At 60.9% G+C, this 23,809-nt stretch carries 20 protein-coding genes, 2 tRNA genes and 2 riboswitches (1 of these 24 cut by a window edge); of the genes, 7 read left to right on the top strand and 15 right to left on the bottom strand.

Annotated elements, in window-relative coordinates; all coding sequences use genetic code 11:
* The first annotated feature begins 214 nt into the window (after positions 1-214).
* Positions 215-289: transfer RNA gene (locus ACQ4LH_RS10100), tRNA-Arg, on the top strand.
* Between the two features lie 131 nt (positions 290-420).
* Here the strand turns inward: ACQ4LH_RS10100 and ACQ4LH_RS10095 are convergent.
* The 5 genes from ACQ4LH_RS10095 to ACQ4LH_RS10075 all read right to left on the bottom strand — a co-directional run bounded on the left by ACQ4LH_RS10095 (position 421) and on the right by ACQ4LH_RS10075 (position 4,242).
* Positions 421-494, bottom strand: a tRNA-Gly gene (locus ACQ4LH_RS10095).
* 94 nt (positions 495-588) lie between these two features.
* Complete coding sequence (locus tag ACQ4LH_RS10090; RefSeq protein ID WP_339412269.1) at positions 589-1,473, bottom strand: alpha/beta fold hydrolase; 885 nt, start codon at positions 1,471-1,473, stop codon at positions 589-591.
* Between the two features lie 398 nt (positions 1,474-1,871).
* Positions 1,872-2,564 (bottom strand): pseudouridine synthase, encoded by a 693-nt coding sequence (locus ACQ4LH_RS10085; protein WP_430697054.1) that lies wholly within the window; start codon positions 2,562-2,564, stop codon positions 1,872-1,874.
* A gap of 2 nt (positions 2,565-2,566) precedes the next feature.
* Positions 2,567-2,773, bottom strand: coding sequence for a cysteine-rich CWC family protein (locus ACQ4LH_RS10080; protein WP_430697053.1), 207 nt, complete (start codon positions 2,771-2,773; stop codon positions 2,567-2,569).
* On the bottom strand, positions 2,770-4,242 hold the full coding sequence (locus tag ACQ4LH_RS10075) for a sensor domain-containing diguanylate cyclase (protein WP_430697052.1): 1,473 nt from the start codon (positions 4,240-4,242) through the stop codon (positions 2,770-2,772). The genes ACQ4LH_RS10080 and ACQ4LH_RS10075 overlap by 4 nt, the downstream gene beginning before the upstream one ends.
* 227 nt (positions 4,243-4,469) lie before the next feature.
* On the opposite strand from ACQ4LH_RS10075, the gene ACQ4LH_RS10070 reads away from it, so the two are divergent.
* Positions 4,470-5,132: a class I SAM-dependent methyltransferase gene (locus ACQ4LH_RS10070; protein ID WP_430697051.1), complete on the top strand. Its 663-nt coding sequence runs from the start codon at positions 4,470-4,472 to the stop codon at positions 5,130-5,132.
* 4 nt (positions 5,133-5,136) lie between these two features.
* Here the strand turns inward: ACQ4LH_RS10070 and uca are convergent, their stop codons facing one another.
* From uca to ACQ4LH_RS10035, 7 genes are all read right to left on the bottom strand, one after another.
* The gene (gene uca / locus ACQ4LH_RS10065) at positions 5,137-8,760 is read right to left on the bottom strand and encodes an urea carboxylase (RefSeq protein WP_430697050.1); all 3,624 of its coding nucleotides are present in this window, start codon (positions 8,758-8,760) and stop codon (positions 5,137-5,139) included.
* A gap of 113 nt (positions 8,761-8,873) precedes the next feature.
* Entirely contained in the window at positions 8,874-9,509 is a 636-nt protein-coding gene (locus ACQ4LH_RS10060; RefSeq protein WP_170048079.1) for an urea amidolyase associated protein UAAP2, read from the bottom strand.
* Positions 9,510-9,520: 11 nt separating this feature from the next.
* Positions 9,521-10,249 carry an urea amidolyase associated protein UAAP1 gene (locus tag ACQ4LH_RS10055; RefSeq protein WP_430697049.1) on the bottom strand — a complete coding sequence of 243 codons (729 nt, stop codon included), beginning with the start codon at positions 10,247-10,249 and terminating at the stop codon, positions 9,521-9,523.
* A 9-nt stretch (positions 10,250-10,258) separates the two neighbouring features.
* The gene (locus ACQ4LH_RS10050) at positions 10,259-11,053 is read right to left on the bottom strand and encodes an ABC transporter ATP-binding protein (protein WP_430697048.1); all 795 of its coding nucleotides are present in this window, start codon (positions 11,051-11,053) and stop codon (positions 10,259-10,261) included.
* On the bottom strand, positions 11,050-11,865 hold the full coding sequence (locus tag ACQ4LH_RS10045; RefSeq protein ID WP_305593067.1) for an ABC transporter permease: 816 nt from the start codon (positions 11,863-11,865) through the stop codon (positions 11,050-11,052). Before ACQ4LH_RS10045 ends, ACQ4LH_RS10050 begins: the two co-directional genes overlap by 4 nt.
* A gap of 71 nt (positions 11,866-11,936) precedes the next feature.
* The gene (locus tag ACQ4LH_RS10040) at positions 11,937-13,004 is read right to left on the bottom strand and encodes a putative urea ABC transporter substrate-binding protein (RefSeq protein ID WP_430697047.1); all 1,068 of its coding nucleotides are present in this window, start codon (positions 13,002-13,004) and stop codon (positions 11,937-11,939) included.
* Between the two features lie 66 nt (positions 13,005-13,070).
* Positions 13,071-13,179: riboswitch (guanidine-I (ykkC/yxkD leader) on the bottom strand.
* A gap of 176 nt (positions 13,180-13,355) precedes the next feature.
* Entirely contained in the window at positions 13,356-14,432 is a 1,077-nt protein-coding gene (locus tag ACQ4LH_RS10035) for a putative urea ABC transporter substrate-binding protein (RefSeq protein WP_430697046.1), read from the bottom strand.
* A gap of 55 nt (positions 14,433-14,487) precedes the next feature.
* Positions 14,488-14,610, bottom strand: a riboswitch (guanidine-I (ykkC/yxkD leader).
* A gap of 245 nt (positions 14,611-14,855) precedes the next feature.
* Between ACQ4LH_RS10035 and ACQ4LH_RS10030 the strand changes: the two genes are divergently transcribed.
* Positions 14,856-15,026 (top strand): hypothetical protein, encoded by a 171-nt coding sequence (locus ACQ4LH_RS10030; protein WP_430697045.1) that lies wholly within the window; start codon positions 14,856-14,858, stop codon positions 15,024-15,026.
* A gap of 191 nt (positions 15,027-15,217) precedes the next feature.
* Positions 15,218-15,655 (top strand): hypothetical protein, encoded by a 438-nt coding sequence (locus ACQ4LH_RS10025; RefSeq protein WP_430697044.1) that lies wholly within the window; start codon positions 15,218-15,220, stop codon positions 15,653-15,655.
* Between the two features lie 18 nt (positions 15,656-15,673).
* Here ACQ4LH_RS10025 and ACQ4LH_RS10020 read toward each other — a convergent pair whose 3' ends face one another.
* Positions 15,674-16,600, bottom strand: coding sequence for a LysR family transcriptional regulator (locus tag ACQ4LH_RS10020; protein WP_430697043.1), 927 nt, complete (start codon positions 16,598-16,600; stop codon positions 15,674-15,676).
* 97 nt (positions 16,601-16,697) lie between these two features.
* Here ACQ4LH_RS10020 and ACQ4LH_RS10015 point away from each other — a divergent pair, with 97 nt between their 5' ends.
* The 3 genes from ACQ4LH_RS10015 to lapD all read left to right on the top strand — a co-directional run bounded on the left by ACQ4LH_RS10015 (position 16,698) and on the right by lapD (position 21,096).
* On the top strand, positions 16,698-18,485 hold the full coding sequence (locus tag ACQ4LH_RS10015) for an alkyl/aryl-sulfatase (RefSeq protein WP_430697042.1): 1,788 nt from the start codon (positions 16,698-16,700) through the stop codon (positions 18,483-18,485).
* Positions 18,486-18,595: 110 nt separating this feature from the next.
* Entirely contained in the window at positions 18,596-18,847 is a 252-nt protein-coding gene (locus ACQ4LH_RS10010; protein WP_430697041.1) for a DUF1145 domain-containing protein, read from the top strand.
* A gap of 314 nt (positions 18,848-19,161) precedes the next feature.
* Positions 19,162-21,096 (top strand): cyclic di-GMP receptor LapD, encoded by a 1,935-nt coding sequence (gene lapD, locus ACQ4LH_RS10005; protein WP_430697040.1) that lies wholly within the window; start codon positions 19,162-19,164, stop codon positions 21,094-21,096.
* A gap of 68 nt (positions 21,097-21,164) precedes the next feature.
* Here the strand turns inward: lapD and ACQ4LH_RS10000 are convergent, their stop codons facing one another.
* Positions 21,165-21,503: a tryptophan synthase subunit beta gene (locus tag ACQ4LH_RS10000; protein ID WP_304868046.1), complete on the bottom strand. Its 339-nt coding sequence runs from the start codon at positions 21,501-21,503 to the stop codon at positions 21,165-21,167.
* Positions 21,504-21,575: 72 nt separating this feature from the next.
* Positions 21,576-23,809, bottom strand: the 3' portion of a protein-coding gene (locus ACQ4LH_RS09995) for a LamG-like jellyroll fold domain-containing protein (protein WP_430697257.1). Its footprint extends 109 nt past the window's final position; only the last 2,234 of its 2,343 coding nucleotides appear in the window; its start codon lies beyond the right edge, outside the window — the gene reads right to left on this strand; it ends in the stop codon at positions 21,576-21,578.

Below are 23,809 nucleotides of genomic sequence, written 5' to 3'. Positions count from 1 at the left end.
AGTGTCGAGAAACGCAGCATCGCGCTAAAACAGGCCCGGCCCTTCGGGTTGCGCGAAAAATCTCGCCATGCGTTGTTGTAGGACTTGGCAAGGGAACACCATTACCTGCGTCCTACGCCTAGCCTGGCGAGATTTTGCGCGGCAACGCGGCTTGCGCTAAAACGTCAACAGACCCTAAGATGCCGCCCGCTGGTGGCCCGTCTATCCAGCCTCGGTTCCCATAGTTCAATGGATAGAATAAGCCCCTCCTAAGGGCTAGATACTGGTTCGAATCCAGTTGGGAACGCCATCTACTGCAGTCCGTCAAGGTTGTTTCAAATGCCTGGTGGCATGCTCGCGCTACTTAGCGCTTATGTCGTTTATCCCAGAAAGCAAAAAGCCTCGAAACCATTTGGTTTCGAGGCTTTAGATTCTGCGATTTGGAGCGGGCGATGGGAATCGAACCCACAGCTCTAGCTTGGGAAGCTAGGGTATTACCACTATACGACGCCCGCAGCGGGTGCCTTTATACCGGAAGTCTTGGTTGAAATGAAGTCCGCGCCCCGGTTATCTGCAATAACGCGGTGCGGGCGCGGGTGTGTACAGGCTTCATACGGCCAGCGCGTGCAGCACGTCCATCTGTGGGCGGTAGTGGGTCTGGCGCAGTGGCTTGCTCTGCAGGAAACCCAGCAGTGCGGCCTGGCTCTGCAGCCATGCGGCTTTGTGTTCCATGTCGAGGAAGTGCCCGGCGTTGTCGATGGTGACGAACTGGCAGTCGTTCAGGTGCTTGGCGAACAGGCGCACGTCGGCTGGCGAGGTATAGGCGTCGTGTTCGCCGTTGACGAATAGCAGCGGGATCTCGATGCCTGCCAGGCACTGCATCTGGCAATGGGCGTCGAGGTGCAGTACCTGGTGCACATGGGCATGCATCTGCTGGTATTCGTGGCTGTCGAGGCTGCTGATATGGCGATGGTTATAGCGTTTGAACAGCGACGGCAGGTAGCGCCCGATGGTGCTGTTGACCAGGTGACCGAGTTGGTCGCCGTCGAGGGCGTGCAGATGGGCCAGGCCTTGTTCCAGGTAGTCGACCATCGGCTCGTTGAGCAACGGCGAGAAGGAGGTGATCACTGCCTTTTCAATACGCGCCGGGCGCTGGGCCAGGGCGAGCATGGCGGCGACGCCCCCCCAAGAGAACGACATCAGGTGGTGGGCGCGGAACTGTTCGATCAGTTCGAGCAGGATGCTGGCCTCGTCTTCCTTGGTGATCGGCTGGTGGTGATGGTTGTGCGGCTTCGACTGGCCGGCATAGGGCTGATCGTAGAGCACCACATTGAACTGGGTACGCAGGTATTTAACCGTTTGCGCGAAGGCCGCGGTGGTGGAGAGTGAGCCGTTAACCAGGATGATGGTCTTGCGCGCGCTCGGATTGGCGTAGAACTCCGTGTAGATCTTGTAGATTCCGTGAACATCGACGACAGCGGTAGCTGGCTTCATGTCGTTTCCTCCTGGCGCAAAAGTGGGCATGGCAAAACGGCGGTGCCGTTAAACCGGGCTAAGCAGGACAATCAGGAAAGCGCCTGGACGTGACAACAAGATGTCAGGCTGGAGGATTTTATAAGTTATTTATTTTCAATCAGTTAGGGCTGAAATAGAGCATCCGTCCACGACCTTTTGGCAGGTATGGAGCGGCGTCTTTGACCAGGCAGGAACCCATTTCGCGCAGTGCGCAAGTAACCGATGGAACACTTAGATGGCTTTCGTGACTGTCCAGTCACGATAAGACCTTATGGTTTGATTTAAGCAGCCGTGCTCCTGCTGGCGCAAGTGAATATTGGAATATCGAACAACCGTTTGTCGGTTAGCTAGCTAAGTATGTGACTTGGGCAGGGGGGTTAGGCGCAGGCGATTTCTGCTGCCGTCAGGGTGCGGTATTGGCCGGGGGCTAGCTGCGGGTCGAGTTGGATGGCGCCCATGCTTAGGCGATGCAGGCCGATGACCTTGTTCTGGAAGTGGCCAAACATGCGCTTGACCTGGTGGTAGCGGCCTTCGTGCAGGGTCAGCAGGGCGCTGTGGCTATCTAGAATGACCAGTTCGGCGGGCAGGGTGGTGAGGTCTTCATAGGCGAAGTACAGGCCGCGGGCGAACACCTCGATGTACTCCGGGCTGATCGGCTGTTCGGTCTCGACGCGGTAGACCTTGCCCAGGCGGCTGCGCGGCTCGGTGAGGCGGCGTGACCATTGGCCGTCGTTGGTGATCAGCAGCAGGCCGCTGGTATTCAGGTCCAGGCGGCCGGCCAGGTGCAGATCGACTTTGTCCGGCTCATCGAGCAAATCCAGCACGGTGCGGTGCTGCTCATGCGCGGTGGCGCTGACCACGCCGATGGGTTTGTGCAGCATAAAGTAGCGTGCGGCTTTGCCGGCTTGCAGCAGCTCGTTATCGACTTCGATACGACTGAACTGGCTGACTTCGCACAGACCATCGCAAACCACCGCGCCGTCCACTTGCACGCGGCCGCTGGCCAACAGTTGGCGGGCGGCTTGGCGATTGAGTTGGGGCAGGTTGCTGAGAAAACGGTCGAGGCGCATGGCTAGTCGGCAGACGCTTCAGGCAGGCCCTGAGCGCAGCGTGGACACAGGCAACTGCGGTTGCGCTGCTCGGGCGGCAGCTTGGCCAGCTGCTCGGCATCTACCGGCACGCTAAAACACCAGCATTCGCTCACCGGTGCGTCGGCGCCAGCCTGGGCGCACTGGTTAAGCTGCCCGCAGCAGGGGCAGCGGCTGGTGTCATCACTCACGCGATTTCTTCACACAGGCGGTTGCGGCCGCCCTGTTTGGCCCGGTAGAGGGCGCGGTCAGCGCGGGTGATCAGCTGCTCCAGCGACTCATCGGCATGCAGTTGCGCCAGGCCGATGCTGGTGGTGATGCGCAGCTGCGCGCCGTTGAAGCTGATGCTGCTTTGCTCGGTTTGCTGGCGGATCTTCTCGCCCAGCTCGCGGGCCTGCTCGGGTGTGGTGTCCTTGAGCAGCAGGATAAATTCCTCGCCACCCCAGCGGCAGATGATGTCGGACTGGCGCACGGTGCTGCGCAGGTTGCTGGCAAAGCGGCGCAGCACTTCATCACCGGCCATATGGCCGTGGCTGTCGTTGAGCTGTTTGAAGTTGTCCAGATCGAGCATCAGGGCGCACAGCGCGCTTGGGCTGCGCCGCACTTCCTGCACGGCCTGGTTGGCCAGCAGATCGAAGCCACGACGGTTGGGCAGCTCGGTCAGCAGGTCGGTGGTGGCCAGGGCGCTGATGCGCCGTTGATAGCGGCGCAGCACCAGGCTGACCAGGCTGATGACGATAACGGTGACCACCAGGCAGATCAGCAGATTGAGGTACAGCGACTTGCGGATGCCGGCGACCGCGCCGTCTTCATGCTTGTCGACAAACAGGTACCAGTTCAGCTCGGGGATAAAACGCACATTGAGGAAGTGGTCGCGGCCGTGTTCCTGATACTCGAAGTCGCCGCTTTGCGGATGCGGCAGCTTGGCCAGCAATTCTTCCAGGCCGGGGATTTCGCTGAGTGACTGGCCAACCCGCGCGCCCATCGGCCCGCCGCTGGCGCCGGTGAGCACCAGCAGGCCATTGGTGTCGACAAAGAACACGCTGCGCTCATAGCGCTGCTGGTAGGTGTCGATCAGTTTGACCACCGCATCCACGGTCAGGCCCACACCGGTGGCGCCGATAAAGCGCTGCTCGTAGTCGAACACCTTGTAGTTGATAAACACAGTCATGCGGTCGTCGTTGGCCATGTCGACGTCGACATTGATCTCGTACGGGGTCTGCATGTCGCGCACGCGGAAATACCAGTCATCGCGCGGCTCGTCTTCCTGCACCTGCTTGAGTACGCCCTTGGCCTGGTAGTAGGTGTGGGTTTTCTCCGAGACGAAGAAGCTGGTGACCGTGGCGTAATGCTCCTGCACCTCGCGCAGGTAGCGGGTGATCTGCTCGGGGTCCTTCTCGCCGCCCAACACCCAGTCGCGCACGTAGGTGTCACGGGACATCATCGAGGAAATCAGGATGGGCCGAACCAGGTCCTTCTGGATTTCCGAATAGACGTTATCCGAGGTCAGCGGCAGTTCGGTGTTGATGATGCCGGCGCGGATCGAGTCCAGAGCGGTGTAGTAACTGGCCAGGGAGGTGGCAAGGAAGCCACAACCGAGCAGAACCAGCAGCAGCGCAATCAAGGACCATTGGCGGGTCAGCGGGGACGGATGAGGCATGCAAGGCTCTGCTGGTTAAATAATCGCCGCATTGTAGCGTTCGGCAACCGCCGGCGCTGCTGAAACATCGGTTCCTGGCTGATTTGCCAGTAGCCATGGCGCTTGCTGCGCCAGGTCTTGAGGGCTAAGGTGCGGCAACACGAAGAGTCTCCTTGGTGACCCGTACGCTGCTCGTACGCCTTGCTGATCTGCCCCTGACCGCAGTCCTTTCAGCACACCGAGCCCCCATGCCCAGCGCGCCTGCCAGCTATCGCATCAAATATTCCACCCTGAGCATCGGGCTGGAGGATTTTCACCTGTGTTCCCTGCGCGACAAACAGCAGTTCGCTGACCTCGACGGCTTGGCGGAAAAAGCCGGAATCTCCTCGGCCACCTGGTCGTTGTTTGGCCAACTCTGGCCGGCTGGTGAAGTGCTGGCGCAAACCCTGAGCGGCATGGCGGTGGATGGGCTGCGCATTCTTGAGCTGGGCTGCGGTCTGGGGCTGACCAGCCTGGTGCTGCAGCGCCTGGGGGCGGATATCACCGCCAGCGACTACCACCCGCTGGCGGGCGAGTTTTTGCTGCGCAATGCCGCGCTTAATCAACTGGATCCGGTGCCTTATCAGAGCTGCGACTGGGCCGAGGACTATCAGCAGCTGGGTCTGTTTGATCTGGTGATTGGTAGCGATCTGCTTTACGAGCGCGACCACCCCAGCCTGCTGGCCGGGTTTATCGACCGCCATTGCAATCGCCACGCGGCGGTGCTGATTGTCGACCCGGGTCGCGGCAACAGCGCGCGGTTTTCCCGGCATATGCTGGAGCACGGCTATCTGCAGCTGGCCGATAGCCTGAACCTGCTGGATAACCCGGATGCGCCGTTTAAGGGGCGCATCCTCAGTTATCGGCGCTAGCCCCTTAGACTTCCTCTAGCACCACTACGCGCTGGCCCGCACGCACGGGTGAGCCGGGTTGCACGCGCACCTCGCGCACCACGCCATCACGCGGGGCGAGCAGGGGGATTTCCATCTTCATCGACTCCAGAATCACCAGCGTATCACCGGCTTTGACCTGGTCGCCTTCATTCACCTGCACCTGCCAGAGGTTGCCGGCGATATGGCTGTCGATGCTATGCAGGCCGGCGCCGAGCGGGGCGTCTTCGCCGAGGTCGGCGGCGACTTCCTCACTCTCGTAGTGCGCCTGGCCGGAGGCGATCCAGCGCTGACGTTCGGCGTCAAAGGCCGCGCGCTGCTGGTTGCGGAAGGCGTCGATGCCCTCAGCCTCGCGGTCGAGAAAGGTCTGGTAATCAGCCAGGGCCAATTCACTGTGCTCGATACGCAAGTCATAGCGGCCCAGGGGGAAGTCACGGCGGATACGCAGCAGCTCGTCGGCACTGACCGGGTAGAAACGGATCTGGTCGAAAAAGCGCAGCAGCCAGGGCTTGCCGTCGAACGCGGCCACTTCGCGGTAGCGGTTCCACATCTGCAGGGTGCGGCCGACGAACTGATAACCGCCGGGGCCTTCCATGCCGTACACGCACATATAGGCGCCGCCGATGCCCACCGAGTTCTCGGCGGTCCAGGTGCGCGCCGGGTTGTACTTGGTGGTGACCAGGCGATGGCGCGGGTCCAGCGGGGTGGCCACCGGTGCGCCGAGGTAGACGTCGCCCAGGCCCATCACCAGATAGCTGGCCTCAAACACCGTTCTGTACACCTCATCGAGATTGGGCAGGTCGTTGATGCGGCGAATAAATTCCAGGTTGCTCGGGCACCAGGGCGCGTCCTTGCGCACCGTGGTCATATATTTCTCGATCGCCAGCTGGCAGGCCGGGTCATCCCAGGACAGCGGCAGATGGACGATGCGCGACGGCACGCGCAGGTCCTGCGCGGCGCACACTGCGTCCCATTCGCCGGCGACTATGCCGAGCAGATCGCTCAGGGCGAGGGTTTCCGGCTGGTAATGCACCTGCAGCGAGCGAATGCCCGGAGTGAGGTCGATCACCCCAACCAGCTGCTTGGCTTCCAGCGCCTGCATCAGCGCATGGCCACGGAAACGCAGCACCAGATCCAGCTCCGCTGCGCCGATTTCCAGCAGCAGATGGGTATCGCCAGACAGACGCGCCACCAGGCGTTTATCCGCTTCGCCGATATCGAGCACGATGGGGCTTTGTAGCTCGGCTGCACTCGGGGAACTCGGCGACATATCGGCTCCGGATTGCAGCCGGGCTTCCAGGTCACTTGTTTCTGCATTGCTGGCCTTGGCCAATTTCCGCGCGGTGGCGATATCCACCGGCGCAAAGCGCACCTTGTCACCGGCCTTAAGCTGGCCCAGCTGCCACAGATCCGCCTCGATAATCGTCACCGGGCAAACAAAGCCGCCCAGGCTCGGGCCGTCCGGGCCGAGGATCACCGGCATATCACCGGTAAAGTCCACCGCGCCGATGGCGTAGGGGTTGTCGTGGATATTCGACGGATGCAAACCCGCTTCGCCGCCACTATCGCGCACCCACTCGGGCTTGGGCCCGATCAGGCGCACGCCGGTGCGGCTGGAGTTGAAGTGCACTTCCCAGTCGGTGGCGAAGAATGTCTCGATATAGGCCGGAGTGAAATATTCCGGCGCGCCGTGGGGGCCGTAGATCACGCGAATTTCGCGCACAGCGGGCAGGGCGCTGCACAGTTCGGCAGGCAGTTGCGCACCGGCTTGGCGGTCGCTCAGCACCGGGATATGCAGCACGTCACCGGCCCGTAGGGCGCGCCCGCCGTGGCCGCCGAACTGGCCGAGGGTAAAGGTGCTTTTGCTGCCGAGATAATCCGGCAACTGCACACCGCCGCGCAGACTTAGATAGCTACGTGCCCCCGCGCCGGCAATGGTGCCAAGGCTCAGGGTGCTGCCGGCTTTGATCAGCAGCGCGGTATTCAGTGGCTGCTCAATACCATCGACGCTTAGCGGAATAGGCGCGCCAGTGACCGCCACCACTGCATCGGTGTTAAAGCGCAGGGTCGGGCCGCTCATGGTGATTTCCAGGCCGGCGGCATCTGCCGCGTTGCCCAGCAGACGATTGCCCAGGCGCAGGGCGCGGCTGTCCATTGGCCCGGAAGGCGGTACGCCGACGGCCCAGTAGCCGAGGCGGCCGGGGAAGTCCTGTACGGTGGTCTGGGTGCCGGCGCTTAGCACTTCAAAGGTCGTGGCTTGGTAATTCAAATTTTCCAGGCAGCGGGTCCAGGGATTGCCGCTGGCGAACGGCGCGTCAGTGAGTATTTGCCGCAGGTACTGGCTATTGGTTTCCACGCCATACAGCAGGGTATCGGCCAGGGCCTGGCCGAGGGCGGCGCTGGCAGCTTCGCGGCTATCGGCCCAGGTGATGACCTTGGCGATCATCGGGTCGAAGTAGGGTGGGATCTCGCAGCCGGCTTCGACCCAGGTATCGATACGCAGCGCTTTGCCGTCGGCCTTGGGGAAGCTGACTGCGGTGAGCAGGCCGGGGCTTGGCTGGAAGTCGCGGCCCGGATCTTCTGCGTACAGGCGGGCCTGAATGGCGTGGCCGCTGGGTTTCAAACCTTTCGCCAGTTCGCTTAATGGAGGCAGATCACCAGCCGCCAGTTCGATCATCCAGCGCACCAGGTCGACGCCCCATACCTGTTCGGTGACGCCGTGTTCGACCTGCAGGCGGGTGTTCACCTCAAGGAAATAGAAACGTGCCGCCTCGCTGTCGTAGACAAACTCCACGGTGCCAGCGCTGCGGTAGCTGACTGCCTTGGCCAGCTTGATCGCTGCGGCGCACAGCTCATCGGCCATACCGGCCGGCAGATTCGGCGCAGGGGTTTCTTCCAGCACCTTCTGGTTGCGCCGCTGCACCGAGCAATCGCGCACGCCGAGGGCGAGCACTTCGCCGCGACCATCGCCAAACACCTGCACTTCCAGATGGCGGGCGCGCTGGATGTATTTCTCGATAAACACACCGCTGTCGCTGAAGTTGTTCTGCCCCAGGCGTTTGACTGCGTCGAAGGCGTCACTCAGCTCGGCGGCGCTGTTACATACGCGCATACCGATACCGCCGCCGCCGGCGGTGCTTTTCAGCATCACCGGGTAGCCGACCTGTTCGCCTGCGACCAACGCGGCGTCGAGGTTTTCCAGCAGCTCGGTGCCTTCGAGCATCGGTACGCCGTGCTGTTTGGCCAGGGCGCGGGCGGTGTGCTTGAGGCCGAATACCCGCAGCTGTTCCGGCGTTGGGCCGACAAAGGCAATACCGGCGGCTTCGCAGGCTTCGGCAAAGGCGGCGTTCTCCGAGAGAAAACCGTAACCAGGGTGGATCGCGGTGGCACCGCTCTGTTTGGCCACGGCGAGAATCTTCTCGACCACCAGATAGGTGTTGGCTGCCGGGCCTTCGCCCAGGCTGTGCGCCTCGTCCGCCTGCTGGATATGCAGGCTGGCGGCGTCGGCTTCGGAGTAGACGGCTACGCCCTGTACATCAAGGGTGCGTAGCGTACGCAGGATGCGGCAGGCGATGGCGCCACGGTTGGCGATCAGCAGTTTGTTGAACATGGCGATGCCCTCGAAAGGGTGGGCGGGCCGTCCCGCGGTATTCGGTCTGCACCACGGTCGTCCGTGGTTGAAAGGCGTTTACTCGCCCTTCGCTCAGGGGCGAAGGGCGGCCATCAATCCCACACCAGCACTTCAGCCGGGGTCGGGTTGTAGCCGTTGCACGGGTTGTTCAGTTGCGGGCAGTTGGAGATCAGCACGATCACGTCCATATGCGCCTTGAGCTCGACGTATTTGCCGGCGGCGGAGATGCCGTCTTCAAAGGTCAGGCCGCCTTCAGGGGTGACTGGCACGTTCATAAAGAAATTGATATTGGCGCTGATGTCGGCTTTGTTCAGGCGGCCGTCGTGCAGGCTGGCGCGCAGGAAGTTGTCGCGGCAGCTGTGCATATAGCGCTTGTCCAGTGCGTACCTGACGGTGTTGCTCTCCTGGGCGCAGGCGCCACCGAGGGTGTCGTGGCGGCCGCAGGTGTCGGCGCTGATGGTCAGCATCGGCTGGCCCAGGTTGGAATACAGCACGCTGCCGGTGGTCAGGTACACGCGGTTCTGTTTGCGCAGGGTGCGTTGCACGTCATAGCGCTCGCGCGGGTTGCGCGCCGAATAGAACAGCGTATCGACCGCCTGATTGCCTTCCAGATCAAGCAGGCGCAGGGTCTGGCCGGCTTTTACTTCGCAGAGAAAGGGTTCGCCAGCGGCGATGGTGGCGCGGTACACCGCAGCTTCCGGGTGCTTGTCGCTTGAAATAAGAGTCATGCTGGCCGGCCTCAGATATACAGACGTTCGGTGTTATGGAAGCCACGGGCGTTTTCCGGGCGCGAGGTGCGGCACAGCACGCTGATGCCGTCGCTTTCGACCTTGTGCCAGCTCAGTTGCAGCGGCTTGGGCGCGTAGTCGGGGTTGGGGTCCATGGGGTGCTGCAGGGCGGTGAGTACCACCAGGGTGTCCATTGGCGCGTACAGCTCGATGTAGTCGCCGGCCTTGGAGTTGCCCGGCTGGAAGTGGAAGCAGCCGTCGCTGTCGACCGTGACCTTGCTGAACAGGTTGAGGCACATCAGCAGGTCTTGCAGATTGAGGTTCCACTTGCCCATTTCCACCAGCAGGTTGTCCACGCCGTTGCGGAAGAAGCCGTTGCGCAGTTGCTGATAGTTGCCGTTGCCGTACTTCTCCTGCACCTCGGTGGCGTTGAGCACGCCGCCGAAGCTGTCATGCCAGCCGCAGGTATCAGCGGTGATGGCAGCGAGCACGCGACCCATATCCGAATACAGGCAGTGCCCGGCGGTGAGCTTGGCGGTGTGCTGGCATTTGAGGCTGTCGGGCAGGTTCAGCCGTTCGCTTTTTTCGGCAGCGTTGAGTAGCAGCAGGCTGGCGTTGGCGCCGCCTTGCAAGTCGGTAATGCGCAGCAATTGGCCGCGCTTGAGGACAAAGGAGGTATGGCCGCCACCGGGAATGAGTTCCTCGTAGAGCGTGGGGCGTAGGTTTAATGATGCAGTCATCTGATGCTCCTACAGGGCCGGTTGCAGGTTGCCGGCGATATGCGCGGGCAACGCTTCGACGGCGGCGCGGGTGGCGCGGCGGTCGCTGTTAAGGGGAATGTCGTAGGTGATGCGCGCGCCGAAAGCGTTCGGCGCGTGCGGGTCAATGCGGGTCTTGTCGAACACCAGCAGACGGGTGCCGAGGCTGAAGCCCTCGCTCAGGTCGTGGGTGACCATAAATACGGTGAGCTTGGTTTCGTGCCACAGCTCCAGCAACAGGCCGTGCATGTCCTTGCGGATGCCGGGATCGAGGGCGCCGAAGGGCTCATCGAGCAGCAGCACACGCGGTTGCATGATCAGCGCCTGGGCAATCGCTAAACGTTGCTGCATGCCGCCGGAGAGCTGGCTGGGGTATTTGTCCAAGGCGTGGCCGAGGCCGACTTTCTGCAGAATCACCGCCGCCTGCTCGCGGGCTTCGCGCTTGGCGGCGCCGAACAGCCGGCCGAGCAATTTCGAGCGCGGCAACTCCAGGCCGATTGCGACGTTGTCCAGCACAGTCAGGTGTGGGAACACCGAGTAGCGCTGAAATACCACGCCACGGCTGCTATCGGGCTCGGCAGCCAGTGGCTCACCACCGAGCAGGATTTCGCCACGGCTGGCGCGCTCCTGACCGAGCAGCAGGCGCAGAAAGGTCGACTTGCCGCAGCCGGATGCACCGACCAAGGTGCAGAACTCACCTTCGTTGATGCTCAGGTTCAGGCGCTCCAGAACAACCTGATCGCCGTACTCCTGCCAGACGTTCTTCACTTCGATAAAGGCGCTCATGCCTTGGCCCCCTCGTACCAGGGGAAACACACGCGGATGGTCTGGCGCAGGCCCAGGTCCATCAGCCAGGCGAGCAGGGTGATCCACACCACGTAGGGCAGGATCACGTCCATGGCCATATAGCGGCGCACCAGGAAGATCCGGTAGCCCAGGCCATCGGTGCTGGCGATGGCTTCGGCGGCGATCAGAAACAGCCAGGCCGAGCCGAGCATCAGGCGCAGGGAGATCAGCAGGCGCGGCAGCAATTGCGGCAGCACCACACGCAGAATCAGGGTCCAGGTGCTGGCGCCTAGGGTCTGCGCCTTGATCAGGATTTCCTGGGGAATCTCGCGGGCGCGTTGTTCCAGATCGCGAGCAATGCAGGGGGTGATGCCGATGACGATCAGCATCACCTTGGACAACTCGCCGAGGCCGAAAACGATAAACAGGATGGGCAGAATCGCCAGTGGCGGCACCATCGACAGCACCGTGAGCAGGGGCGACAACGGCGCGCCAAACAGCGGGATGATGCCCGCCGCGATGCCCAGGCACAGCCCGGCGATGGCGGCGATGCCGATGCCCATGGCCAGGCGTGACAGGCTGGCGGCGCTGTCCTGCCAGAACAGGTAGTTGCCGCTGCGCTTGTCCTCGGTAAAGGCCAGGCGATCAACCGCCGCCACCATCTGGCTGGCGCTGGGCAGCAGTTTGTCGTTGGGGTTTTCCGTCAGCCGCTGCGCCGAGCCTGCGAAATAGGCAAACAGCAGCAGGGCGAAGGGCAGCAGGATCAGCAGCAGGCGACCGCTGCGATCCGGGTGGCGGTTGATCAGGCGCATAGAGTGTTCTCGTGTGGCTTGGGCCCACTCCCCCGAAGCCTCTCCCGCAAGCGGGAGAGGTAGGGAAGGCGTTACAGCGTGCCGTCAGCCGCCATCTGCATATAGCTGGGGTCGAAGCGCAGCTTGAGGTTGCCGGTGTCGCCGGTGGTCACGCCCTTGGCGAAGCCCATACCGATGGCATCGGCACTTTGCGCGCCTTCACCGAGCAGGCCGTGGCCGAAGGAGAACTCCGCGACCTTGGTCATGGTGGCCGGCAGTTTCGGGCTGGTAGCGAAGGCCACGGCGTCCTTGGCCGAATAGAACATCTTGGTCGCTGCAAGCTGTGCTTCGTAGCCAGCCAGGTCAGTGCCGGAAGCCTTGGCCATATGCTCGCGAGCGGCCTTGCCGGCTGGGGTGTCGGCGCTCATGGTGGCCATGATTTCGTACCAGGCGCCGGTCAGCGCTTTGCCGAAGGCCGGGTTGTCCTTGAGGGTGTCGCTGTTGACCACCATCAGGTCGATGATTTCACCGGGGATCTGACTGGAATCGAACACCTTGGTCACGTTGGGCGTGGCTTCGATCTCAGCCAGCAGCGGGTTCCAGGTGGTCACGGCGGTGACGTCGCTGGTGGAGAAGGCGGCGACCATGTCGGCGTCGGAGGTGTTGACCACTTTCAGATCTTTCTCGCTGAGGCCGGCTTTTTCCAGGCCGCGGGCCAGCAGGTAGTGAGAAACGGACAGCTCGACCAGGTTGACGTTCTGGCCCTTGAGGTCGCCCAGGGTCTTTTTCTCGCCCTTGAGCACGACGCCGTCGTTGCCGTTGGAGAAGTCGCCGATGATCAGCGCGGTGCTGTCCACGCCGCCAGCTGCCGGAATGGTCAGGGCATCCATATTGGTCATGGTGCAGCCATCGAACTGGCCGGCGCTGTACTGGTTGATCGACTCGACGTAATCGTTGATCTGCACCACATCGATATTGATGTCGTACTTTTTCGCCCACTTGTCGACGATGCCTTCGGCGGCACCGTATTCCCACGGCATCCAGCCGGCGTAGATGGTCCAGCAGACGCTGAAGTCGGATTTCGGCGCGGCGTGGCTATTGAGGCTGATGGCGGCGGCCAGGCCGGCGGCGAGTACTGAACACAGATGGGTCTTACGCATGGTGGAGCCTCCAGTTCGAGAAAGTACGGGCAGGAGTGCGCGGCGGTTCCCCACGGGTGGGGCGCGTTCTCCCGGGCTTTTATCCCGCCGTGTAACCTCGAAGGAGGTCGCCAACTCTCGGACCAGTCACCCGCAGATCTGTTGATCGCGGATCGGAACCCTAGTCAGCTATTGCAAATTGTGGTGCCGCGATCCCGCCGAAGCGGGTTGTTCCTGCACAAGCTAGGTATTGCGAACATCGTGCCAGCTTGATCTAGCCCGCTGGCACGCGGTTTCTGCTGACACCAGGCCAGGGTTGTGCGCCCTGGCGGTGCGTAGCGGTGCCTGCGTGCTGCATTGCGGGGCGTCTGATCAAAGATTTTTTTCTGCGGCCATCTGCATATAGCTGCCATCGAAGCGCAGCAGGATGTTGTCGGCATTGCCCAGGCTGCGTTCGCCGCTGAAGGCGATGCCCAGCTTGTCCAGGCCCTTGCCGTCGTTGCCGAGCAGCTTCTGCTGGTCGGCGAACTGGGCGACCCGCTGCATCAGCTCGGGCATCTTGTTGGCGCGGGCAAAGGCCAGGGCGTAACGCGGCGAGTAGAACGAGCGCAGGGTGTCGAGTTGCTGGCTGAAATCCTCTGGCGTGGTGCCGGCGGCGCTGGCCATCTTCGCTCGTGCTGCGCGCCCCGCGTCGGTGGGCATGCCCATCAGGCGCTGGGTTTCGAACCAGGCGCCGGTCAGCGCCTTACCCAGCTCTGGGTGGGCAGCGAGGACCTTGCTGTTGACCACGGTGAGGTCGACGATCTCGCCGGGAATCAGGTTGGAGCTGAACACCTGGCTGACCTGGGTCTGCTGCTTGATCTTGGCCAGAATCGGGTTCCAGGTGATCACCGCATCGCCTTGCCCCGCGAGAAAGGCCTCGGCAATCTGCGTGTCGGAGACGTGCTGGATGGTCACATCCTCAGGCTTGAGCAGGGCCCATTCCAGGGCGCGGCTGAGCAGGTAGTGCGACACCGAGTTCTCCACCAGCAGCACGGTCTTGCCCTTGAGGTCTTTCAGCGTCAGGCCCGGGCCGCGCAGCAGAATGGCATCCGCACCGTTGGAGAAGTCGCCGATGATCAGTGCGGTGGAATCGACGCCAGCGGCGGCTGGGATGGTTAGCGCATCCATATTGGTCATCGAGCAGGCATCGAACTCCCCGGCGCTGTAGCGCTCGATGGAGCCGACGTAATCTGGCACTTCGCTGACTTCGATGCGGATGCCGTACTGCTCGGCCCACTTGTTGACGATGCCTTCAGTGGCGGCATAGCCCCAGGGCATCCAGCCGGCGAAGATCGACCAGCACAGCTTGAAGGTTTTCGGCTCGACGCTTGCGCTAGCGGGGGCAGTCAGTGTCAGGGCGAGCAGGCCGATGCAGATACGGCGAAGGAGCACAGCTGGAAGATGCATATGAAACCTCGGGGTCAGGAAATGGCGCAGGAAGGCGTGCAGCCGCGCTGCATCGTTCTCCCGGGCTTTTATCCCGCCGTGTAACCCCGGCTCAGCATTGCTGGGATGAGGTCGCCAGCTCTCGGACCAGCCGTTCGCGATCTATCAATCGTGAACCGGAACCCTAGCCAGCCATTGCAAATTTTCACGCTGCAAACCGCTAGTAAGCAGGGCAGCGACACGCATTCCATTCGTCGGCAACGCATAAGCGAAGACCGTGCCATAACGTCGATTTGCCACTCCAGCGAATCTACTAGGTCGAATCGACGATGACGCTCATATTGATGTTTCGGGCGATTCACATTCGATGTGTGAGTGGCTGGAGCAGCAGTAACGGCGGGCAAGCATGTCTGCCGTGGTGACAGTAAGAAGGTGGGTTTTACGATGAAAGCGTTAATCGGTTTGTTGATGGCAGGTTTTCTATTGATTTCGCTGCCAGCCTGTAGCTTGCGATTGCCGGGCATCGGCGTCGATATTGGCAATGGCGGCCATGGTCACGAGGGTGGCGGCCCACCTCATTGTCCTCCCGGCCAGGCCAAGAAGGGTCGCTGCTAAAACGACCTATAACGGCGGTCAGGCGAAGCGAGTGTTGCGCGGCACGACAGTGTCAGTCTTGAAATAATTTGTCATGGAATCTGTCGCTGGGGGCCAACGCACTGAAAGGCGGGTGACGTTGTCTATTGAATGGGAGCAATCCCTGGCAGCGACAACGGTCGCTGCCGCACCCGCGGTCGAAGGAGGCCGCTATGTCATACAAATCCATGCTGCTGGCGTTGTTGGTTTTGTCTTTAAGCGGTTGTGCGGTCTACGGCGGCGGCAGTGGTTATGGCCACCGCGGCTATGATCGCGGGCCTTCGACTACCTATTATCAGGTGCAACGCTACCCGGTTTACGTGGTGCCGCAACCGCAGCGCTACGATGATCACCGTCACCCACCGCGTTATTACGTGCCGGCTCCAAAGCCGCGCCACTATCAGACGCACAAATACCAGAAGCGCCATGACTACCGCGTAACGCAACCGCGTGCTGGCTGGGATGGCCGCCGTGATCGCGACCACTCGCGCAACCATCAACAGCAGCGCCCACAGCGCCATGATGTGCTGCGCAATGCTGATCGTCGTGGTGATGATCGACGCGAGGGCCGGCGTGATGAGCGCAAGGGTTGGGAGCGGCAGCGCAACTGACCACCATTTCTAGGCGCGCTATGGATCCGGCGCGCCCTCAAGCTGACGGCCGAAGAGTCGATCTTCGGCCAGTATCTCTTCCCGCATAGCCTGCGCCGCCGGTGACAGGCTATGCCCGGCGCGGCTGATCAGGGCGTAAGCGGATTGCTCGGTCAACGCACCTGCTTCCAGCGGCAGCCGGGCCAGGCGTCCGGTCTGGATATCCTCGGCCACCACATCCCAAGGCGCCATGCTCAGCACGTCGCTATCGGCCACCAGGGCTTTGAGCACCATAAAGTTGTCGCATTGAATACTCAGCGGCTGTTCACGGCCGCTGAGTGCGCGCAGGTTTTGCTCGACCGTCTGCGGTAGCTGGGTGCCGGCAATGGGGTAATCAAGCAGATCGTGCATACGCAGCGCCGGTTGTTCCAGCAGCGGATGCCCGGGGCGGCAGAACAGCACGCCACTGTGGCGTTGCAACGGTTCGATGCACAGCAAGGCATCGTCGAGCAGCTCGCGGCTATCGGCGACAAACAGCTCCAGGGCGTCATCCAGCAGGCTGCTGCGCAGTTCCAGCCAGTTGCCAATCTGCAGATTGACCCGCACCCGTGGATAACGCTGCGCCATGCGCCCCAGTGCTCGTGGCACCAGGCGTGCGGCTGGGTAGGGGCCGGTACCCAGGCGCAGTTCACCGGTTTGCAGATTACCCAGTTGGCTGACGGCGTTCTTCAATGCGCGGCTGCCGGCCAGCAGGCGCTGAGCGTGCTCGAGTACCAGCTGACCGTGGGTAGTCAGGCTGATGCCGCGGCTGTGCCGGTCGACCAGGTTGCAGCCGAGACTGGACTCCAGCGCCTGAATACTGCGGCTTAGGGCAGGTTGGCTAAGGTGCACGGCTTCGGCGGCACGGGCGAAATGGCCGTGTTCGGCGAGGGCGACAAAGTGGCGGAGCTGGCGTAAATCATTCATGCGCTTTGTGCATCGCTATTGGTTTTGGAATGCATTGGAATTATTGACTTCGTTTGGCCAATCTTCCAGCACTGCCACTAACAATGAGCGCCTTCGCATGTTTTCACTCAACCGAACCGCCGCCGTGCTGCTGAGCCTGGCGTTACCCATGGCCGGCCACGCGGCCTTGCCCGAAGAGCAGATCAAAGCCTCGATCCACCCGGAGCTGGCTGAGCACACCAAGCACTTCGCGCAGAAGGTCTACCAGGTGGCCGGCAACGTCTATTCCGCCGTCGGCTGGCAGCTGGGCAACGTGGCGATGATCGAGGCGCCGGAAGGGCTGATCATCATCGACACCGGCGAGGCGGTCAGCGAGTCACGCAAGATCATGGCCGAGTTCCGCAAGATCAGCGACAAGCCGGTCAAGGCCGTGGTCTACACCCACTTCCACCCGGACCATATCAACGGCGTAAAGGCTTTCGTCACGGAAGAGCAGGTGCGCAGTGGCGAGGTGCAGATCATCGCCCATGAAACCCTGCTGGCCAATGTGGTGGCTCAGGGCGCGCTGGTCGGGCCGATTCTCTCGGTGCGTTCCGGCTACAGCTTTGGTGCCGGCCTGCCGGACAGTGACCACGAGCAGATGAACGCCGGCATTGGCCCGCTGGCCAAGGTCGAGGCCTCGACCTTTATCGCGCCGACCCTGACCTTCAAGGACAAACTCGACACGCGCATCGCTGGTCTGGACCTGCAGTTCCTGCATGTGCCCAGCGAGGCGCCGGACGAGATCACCGTCTACCTGCCGGATAATCGCGTGCTGATCAGCGCCGAGGTGGAGCAGGGCCCGACCCTTCCAAATATCCACACCCTGCGCGGCACCAAGTTCCGCGACCCGGTGGTGTGGGTTGAGAGCCTGGACAAGCTGCGCGCCTATAAGGCGGAGCATATGGTGCCGCTGCACGGCCGTCCGGTCAGCGGTCAGGCGCAGGTCGAGGAAGTGCTGCGCATGACCCGCGACGGCATCGCCTATATCCATGACCAGAGCGTGCGCTGGATGAACAAGGGCCTGACCCCGGACGAGTTGGTCGAGAAGGTCAAACTGCCGCCGCACCTGGCCGGCTACACACCCTACCTGCGCGAGTACTACGGCACGGTGAAACACAGCGTGCGGCAGATCTACAACGGCTACCTGGGCTGGTTCCAGGGCGACCCGGTGGCGCTCGATCCGCTGCCGCCGAAAGACAAGGCCGAGCGTCTGATCGCCTTGATGGGTGGCCGGGAAAAACTGTTGCTGGCTGCCGGTGACGCCTACCTCAAGGGCGATTACCAATGGGCCGCCGAGCTTTCCAGCTACGCCATTCAGGTGGACAACGAAGACAAGTTGGCGCGAGAGATCAAGGCGCGCAGCTTTCGCAAACTGGGTTACGCCAGCATGAACATCAACTGGCGCAACTGGTACCTGATGAGCGCCATGGAGCTGGAAGGCAAATTTACCGGTGACGAGGTGCAGCAGATGGCGCTGAGCATGCGCAGCGCGTTCCTCTCGGCGGACATGCTGAAGACCTTCCCGGCGCGGATCTTCCTGCAGAACTGGATTACCCGGGTCGACCCGGACAAGGCCAATGATGTGCAGCTGACCCTGGGCTTCAGTTTCCCGGATATCAGCGAGGAGTGGGCGCTGGAAGTGCGCCGCGGTGTGGTGCAGTTGCACCAGGGCATTCCAGAAGGCACCACGCTTAAACTGACCCTCGATAAGACGTATCTGGACACTGTGATGAGCGGCGAGAACGGCCTGCTCAAGGGCGCGCTACTGGGCGACGTGAAGGTCGATGGCAGTCTGCTGGAGATCAAGACCTTCCTCGGCTGCTTCGATTTCAGCGATGAGCCGATTGCCCTGACGCTGCGCTGAGTGCCGCCGAGGCACTCGACCCGACCAAAGTGCGGACGTACTTGAGGCGCTATCAGGGCAGACTGATCAGGTTTTTCACCTGGCTGACTTAGCTGATTAAGGAGTGATGTATGCCTGTTCTGATATTCGCCAAAGGCGCACTGGCCGCGTTCTGGCTACTGGCGCTGCTCAACCTGCTCTACCCCATGGGCGAGGGCTGGTACCTGGCGGTCAACCTGATTGCCGGCGGCATGCTGCTGGCGCATCTCGGCGAGCTGCTGCTGTTCAAGGGCCGCCTGGTTGGTCAGCCACAGCCCTGGTTGCAGCGGGTGCAGGTGCTGTTGTTTGGCTTTGTGCATTTGCAGGGTTTGGGTCGCGCCTAAATTGCTGCTTTTGTCTCCCGATCAACGGTCGCTTACCTGCAACGGGTAATGCGACCGTTATCGCAAACAGCCTGCTCCCCATCGGCGAATTGCCCCCGCAGCTGCTGTGGACATTGTGTTTTGTCCCCGTGCCCCGCACCATGACGGCCGTCGTGCCGCCGGCACTTTTCCAGTGCCGTGCCTAAATCTGCCAAGCACCTGATGCTGCCGAGTATCACCCCGTATCGGCCGAGTGCTTGGGCCTGCACCTATCTGTATTGTTGATGCGTAATCGAGCCCGGATTTTTCTGCAGTTGGCTCGACAGGAGTGGTTGATGTCGTTGTTCAAGCAGTTGTTTATCGCCATCTGCGTGCTGATGTTGGTGAATTTCACCGGCAGTTTTCTGGTCAGCGTCGAGAGCTCGCGCGAGCAACAGGTCAACCAGCTCCGCGCGCATGCCCAGGATGCCGCCACGGCGCTGGGCTTGTCGCTCAGCCCGCATGTCAACGACACCGCGATGATCGAGCTGATGGTCAGCTCGATTTTCGACAGTGGTTATTTTGAAAGCATTCGTGTGACCGATCCTGCGACCGGCGAGCTGCTGGTCGAACGCAGCGGCGTGCCGGTCAGCGGCGAAGCGCCGCAATGGTTCGCCCAACTGGTCGATCTGGAAGCCGCGCAGGGCGATGCAATTGTCAGTGATGGCTGGCGGCAAGCCGCGGAGGTGCAGGTGATCAGCCATCCGCTGTTTGCCGTTAGCAAACTCTGGCAGAGCACCCTGGGCAACCTGCTGTGGCTGACCCTGAGCGGCGTGCTGTGTATTGCTCTGGGTGTGCTGCTGCTCAAACGTCAGCTGCGCCCGCTGGACTATATGGTTGCGCAGTCCAATGCGATTGCCCGCCGCGAATTTCTCAGCCTGCCGGAGCTGCCGAAAACCCCCGAGTTTCGCCGGGTGGTCAACGCCATGAATCAGATGGTCGGCAAGCTCAAGGCATTGTTTGCCGAGGAAGCCGCGCGCAGCGAAGTGCTGCGTGCCGAAGCCTATCAAGACAGCCTGACCGGGCTGGCCAACCGACGTTATTTCGATTTGCAGCTGCACGCACGGCTCAACGTTGAGGAGCAGGCCTGCAGTGGCTACCTGCTGTTGCTGCGGGTTAATGACCTGAGCGGCCTCAATCAGCGTTTCGGCGGGCAGCGCACGGATCAGTTGCTGGTCAGCATCGCCGAACAGTTGCAGCACATCAGCCAGGGCCGTTTTGTTCTGGCGCGCAACCGTGGTGGCGAGTTTGCCCTGCTGGCACCGGGGCTTGCCCGCAGCGACGCGCAACAACTGGCCGAGCAGCTTGAGCAGAGCCTGCACAGCCTGCAGCAGACCGGTGCCAGTGACTGCCTGCCAGTGGCTCACATCGGCCTGACCAGCTTTGCCCCAGGCGCTGCGGAGGATGAGCTATACCGCGCACTGGATGCCGCCTTGGCGCTAGCCGCCAGTCAGGCGCAGCCGAGTTGGGCTTTTAATGAACTGGCCGAGCAATCGCTGGCCGTGGACGAGGGGCAAAGTTGGTACAACCTGCTGGATCAAGCGCTGGAACAGGGCCGTATTCAATTGTTCTTCCAGCCGGTGGTGGCTGCTGATGAACCTGCACGCGTGCTGCACCACAAGGTGCTGGCACGGGTGATTGACGAGCAGGGCGAGGTGATTCCCGCTGGGCGCTTTCTGCCTTGGGTGGAGCGTTTCGGCTGGGCGGCGCGACTGGATCGAGTCATGCTCAATCTGGTGTTGACGCAGCTGCACAGTCATTCAGCTGCCGTGGCGCTGAGTCTGTCCGGCACTAGCATTCGCGATCCCCAGGCGCTGGCGGCGTTGTATGCCCAGTTGCAGCAACACCGGCAACTGGGGCCGCGTCTGACCCTGGAGCTGGATGAAGATCAATTACCTGATCAGGCCGCGCTGGAAAACCTGACCTTACGGTTGCGCAGCCTGGGCTTTGGCCTCGGCTTGCAGCACTTTGGTGGACGCTTCAGCATGATCGGCAATCTGGCCAAGCTTGGCCTTGGTTACCTCAAGGTTGATGGCAGCTATATCCGCGATATCGATCAGGAAAACGACAAGCGCCTGTTTATCGAAGCCATGCAGCGCGCAGCCAACAGCATCGATCTACCGCTGATTGCCGAGCGTGTGGAAAGTGAAGGGGAGTGGCAGGTACTGCGCGCCATGGGCATCAACGGCGTGCAGGGGCGTCTATTCGGTGAGCCGGGACCTTGGCGCTGAGAGCCGCTTTTGTACAAGCGGGCCATGCCCGCGAGCTGTTGCTAGCCTGACGTATCGCTGGTCTGGGGTCAGATCAGTTTCGATTCGTCGTCGTTGATCAGTCGATGCAGGCCACCCAAGGCATCCCGCGCCTTGCTACGGCCGACCAACTTGCCCTGCGCCGCTTCCGGTAGATCAGTGATACGCACCACGCCCTTGCGGATCAGCACGGTAATCAAGTCTTCCAGTACCCGGATCATGTCCAGGTCACTCTGCTTAAGCTGCAGCAGGCTGCTTTCTACGCTCTGATTGGCATACCAGGCTTCTGCTTCCTGGCTGTCAGCTAGGAGCTCGCCATCCATGCCTTCGAAAGGCGCCGCCTCGACCTGCTGCAAATTGCCCCAGGCATCGCGCTTTACATACAACATCGACCGCTCCTTGCCTTGTTGGCCGCCCTGAATAAACAACCCCGCTTCCTTATGGTAGCGGGGTTGTGGTCATCAGTTATGGTCGATTTTGATCAGTGGGTCGGCACCGGCAATCAGCGAGTTGACCAGATCAGCCTGGCTGAGGTTACCTGGGTTGATATTGAAGTTACTGCCGCTGCCATTCTCCAGCTTGATGGTCATGTCGGCAGCGCCATTACCATTTACGTCAAACCCACCATTGATACTGATCTCTAGGGTTGAGCTCGTCGTATTTACCCGCAGGTATTGAAGGATATTGCCATCGTTCTCATTTTGCAGGAGCGCACTGAGATCAATGTGATCACCCTCGGCTGAACTAAAGTCCTTGATAACATCATTGCCAATGTCGTCTTTCTGCCAGAGGAAGGTATCAGCCCCCGTGCCACCTACTAAAATGTCATTTCCGCTGCCGCCACGCAGTTCATCATTTCCTGAGCCGCCTAGTAACGTGTCGTTGCCGGCACCGCCAAACAGGATGTCATTACCTGCGTCGCCGATAAGCAGGTCATTGCCGGCATCACCGTTTAAGGTGTCATTACCCGTGCCACCTTCCAGCCTGTCGTGACCGGCACCACCATTAATGACATCGTTACCGGCCCCGCCGCGAATTAGGTCAGCGGCGTTTGTTCCTGTGCGCGTATCATTCCCGGTCGTTAGTTCAAGCAGGGTTGAAGTGCCATTGGCTATTGTTATGGCATGGTAAGTGGTGGCGATATCGCCAGTGGTAGCGTGAGTATTCTGCGCAGTAAACAACAGCGTGGTGGAGTTGGTGCCAGCATCACTTACTTGCAGGTTGTTAAGGTTCCAGCCGGTCAGATTAATTACTTGATCTGGTCCTGTTGCAGTAATGATGTTTGCGCCTGAACTAATGGTCATGCCCGCCAGCAAACCGCTCACGGTAATTGCGGTGTAGTTATTGCCTCCCAGAGTAAATGACATTGCATTGCCGTCATTGGCTAATGCCGTATCCTGAAAACCGCTTTCAACATTTCGAACTGCTTGAATCTGGTCAGCAGTTAATACACGGTTATAGATTCGTAGGTCGTCAAGGCGGCCCTGAAAGAATTGTTGGTCACTGAGATCAGTGTTGCTTCCTTGGAAGCGATTATTTGCCCCTATGGAGGTCAGCTGATTGATCGCGCCAGTAAAGGCTGAATCAGTTGGGCTGCCGGTACTTTCACGGACACCATTGACATAAATTTCGACAAGGTTAGTCGACGTATTTCGGGTAATTACTACATGGTGCCACTGGCCATTGTTGACTGAGGTGGTGCTGTAAACCCCGGCTGTATTGCCGAGGCCAAAACCGATCTTGCCAGTGTTATTGATAGCACCCCACTGGATATCATTACCGCCACCGGACTGTTCACTACCCAAGACAGTTGGCAGATCCCAACTGTTACCATTGCCTGCATTTCCACCGGTTTGAGTGGTGTTGATCCAGAAAGCAAGGCTGGCAGTACCCATCAACGCTTGCGTCGTTGAGGCTGCTACATCGACACGATCACCGGCATCATTAAACTGGATGTAATTGCCGGCAGCTGTATTTCGTGAGCCTGTGGCACTAAAAGTTGGCAATGCCGTGTTCGTGTTTGTACCGTCCACACCTGTGTCTCTCAGTGTGCCAGCGGCACCTGTAGATTGATTTGTGGTTGTTGTACTGTTCGCGGCCTCATTGAACGTCCACTGGCCTAGCAGTGTAGAGGTGACAGTCGGCGAAGTGGCGTCGTTAACGGGCGTAATAACAATGTTGACACTGTCAGTGTCAGTTAATGTTCCGCCAGCTCCGGTGTTGCCATTGTCCGAAGTGGTCATAGTCAAACCAACTGTGCCATGGGCATTCGCAGAGGGATTATAAGTCGGCTGATTACTGCTGTTTCCCAGATACGCATTGATTGCCGACTGAGACCCACTCAGCTCCAGGCTACCGGTCCCGGAACCGGTCACGGTTACTCCAGCGGCAGTAACCGCAGTCAGTGTACCGCTGGTGACCGAAAGGGTCACTGACATGGCGGCGGTGCCCGCATCCACATCGTTGATCGACAAGCCGGTCAGCTTCAGCGACGTATCTTCGTTGGTGATGTAGCTGGCAGGCAGTGTGTTTACTGGTGCATCGTTGACCGGTGCGACATCGGCGAAGCTCAGTTCAGCGGTATCGGTGAGGTCGCCATCGGTGACGGTATAAGTCGCCGTTGGCACCGGACCGTTGTAATTGCTGGCCGGGGTGAAAGTGAAGCTGCCGTTGCTGTTGATCAGCAGGGTACCAA

Origin of the sequence: Pseudomonas peli (assembly GCF_050563605.1) — a bacterium.
Classification (GTDB): domain Bacteria; phylum Pseudomonadota; class Gammaproteobacteria; order Pseudomonadales; family Pseudomonadaceae; genus Aquipseudomonas; species Aquipseudomonas peli_A.
The sequence above is the reverse complement of the archived record's forward strand: the minus strand, read 5'-3'. Positions and strand labels throughout refer to the sequence as shown.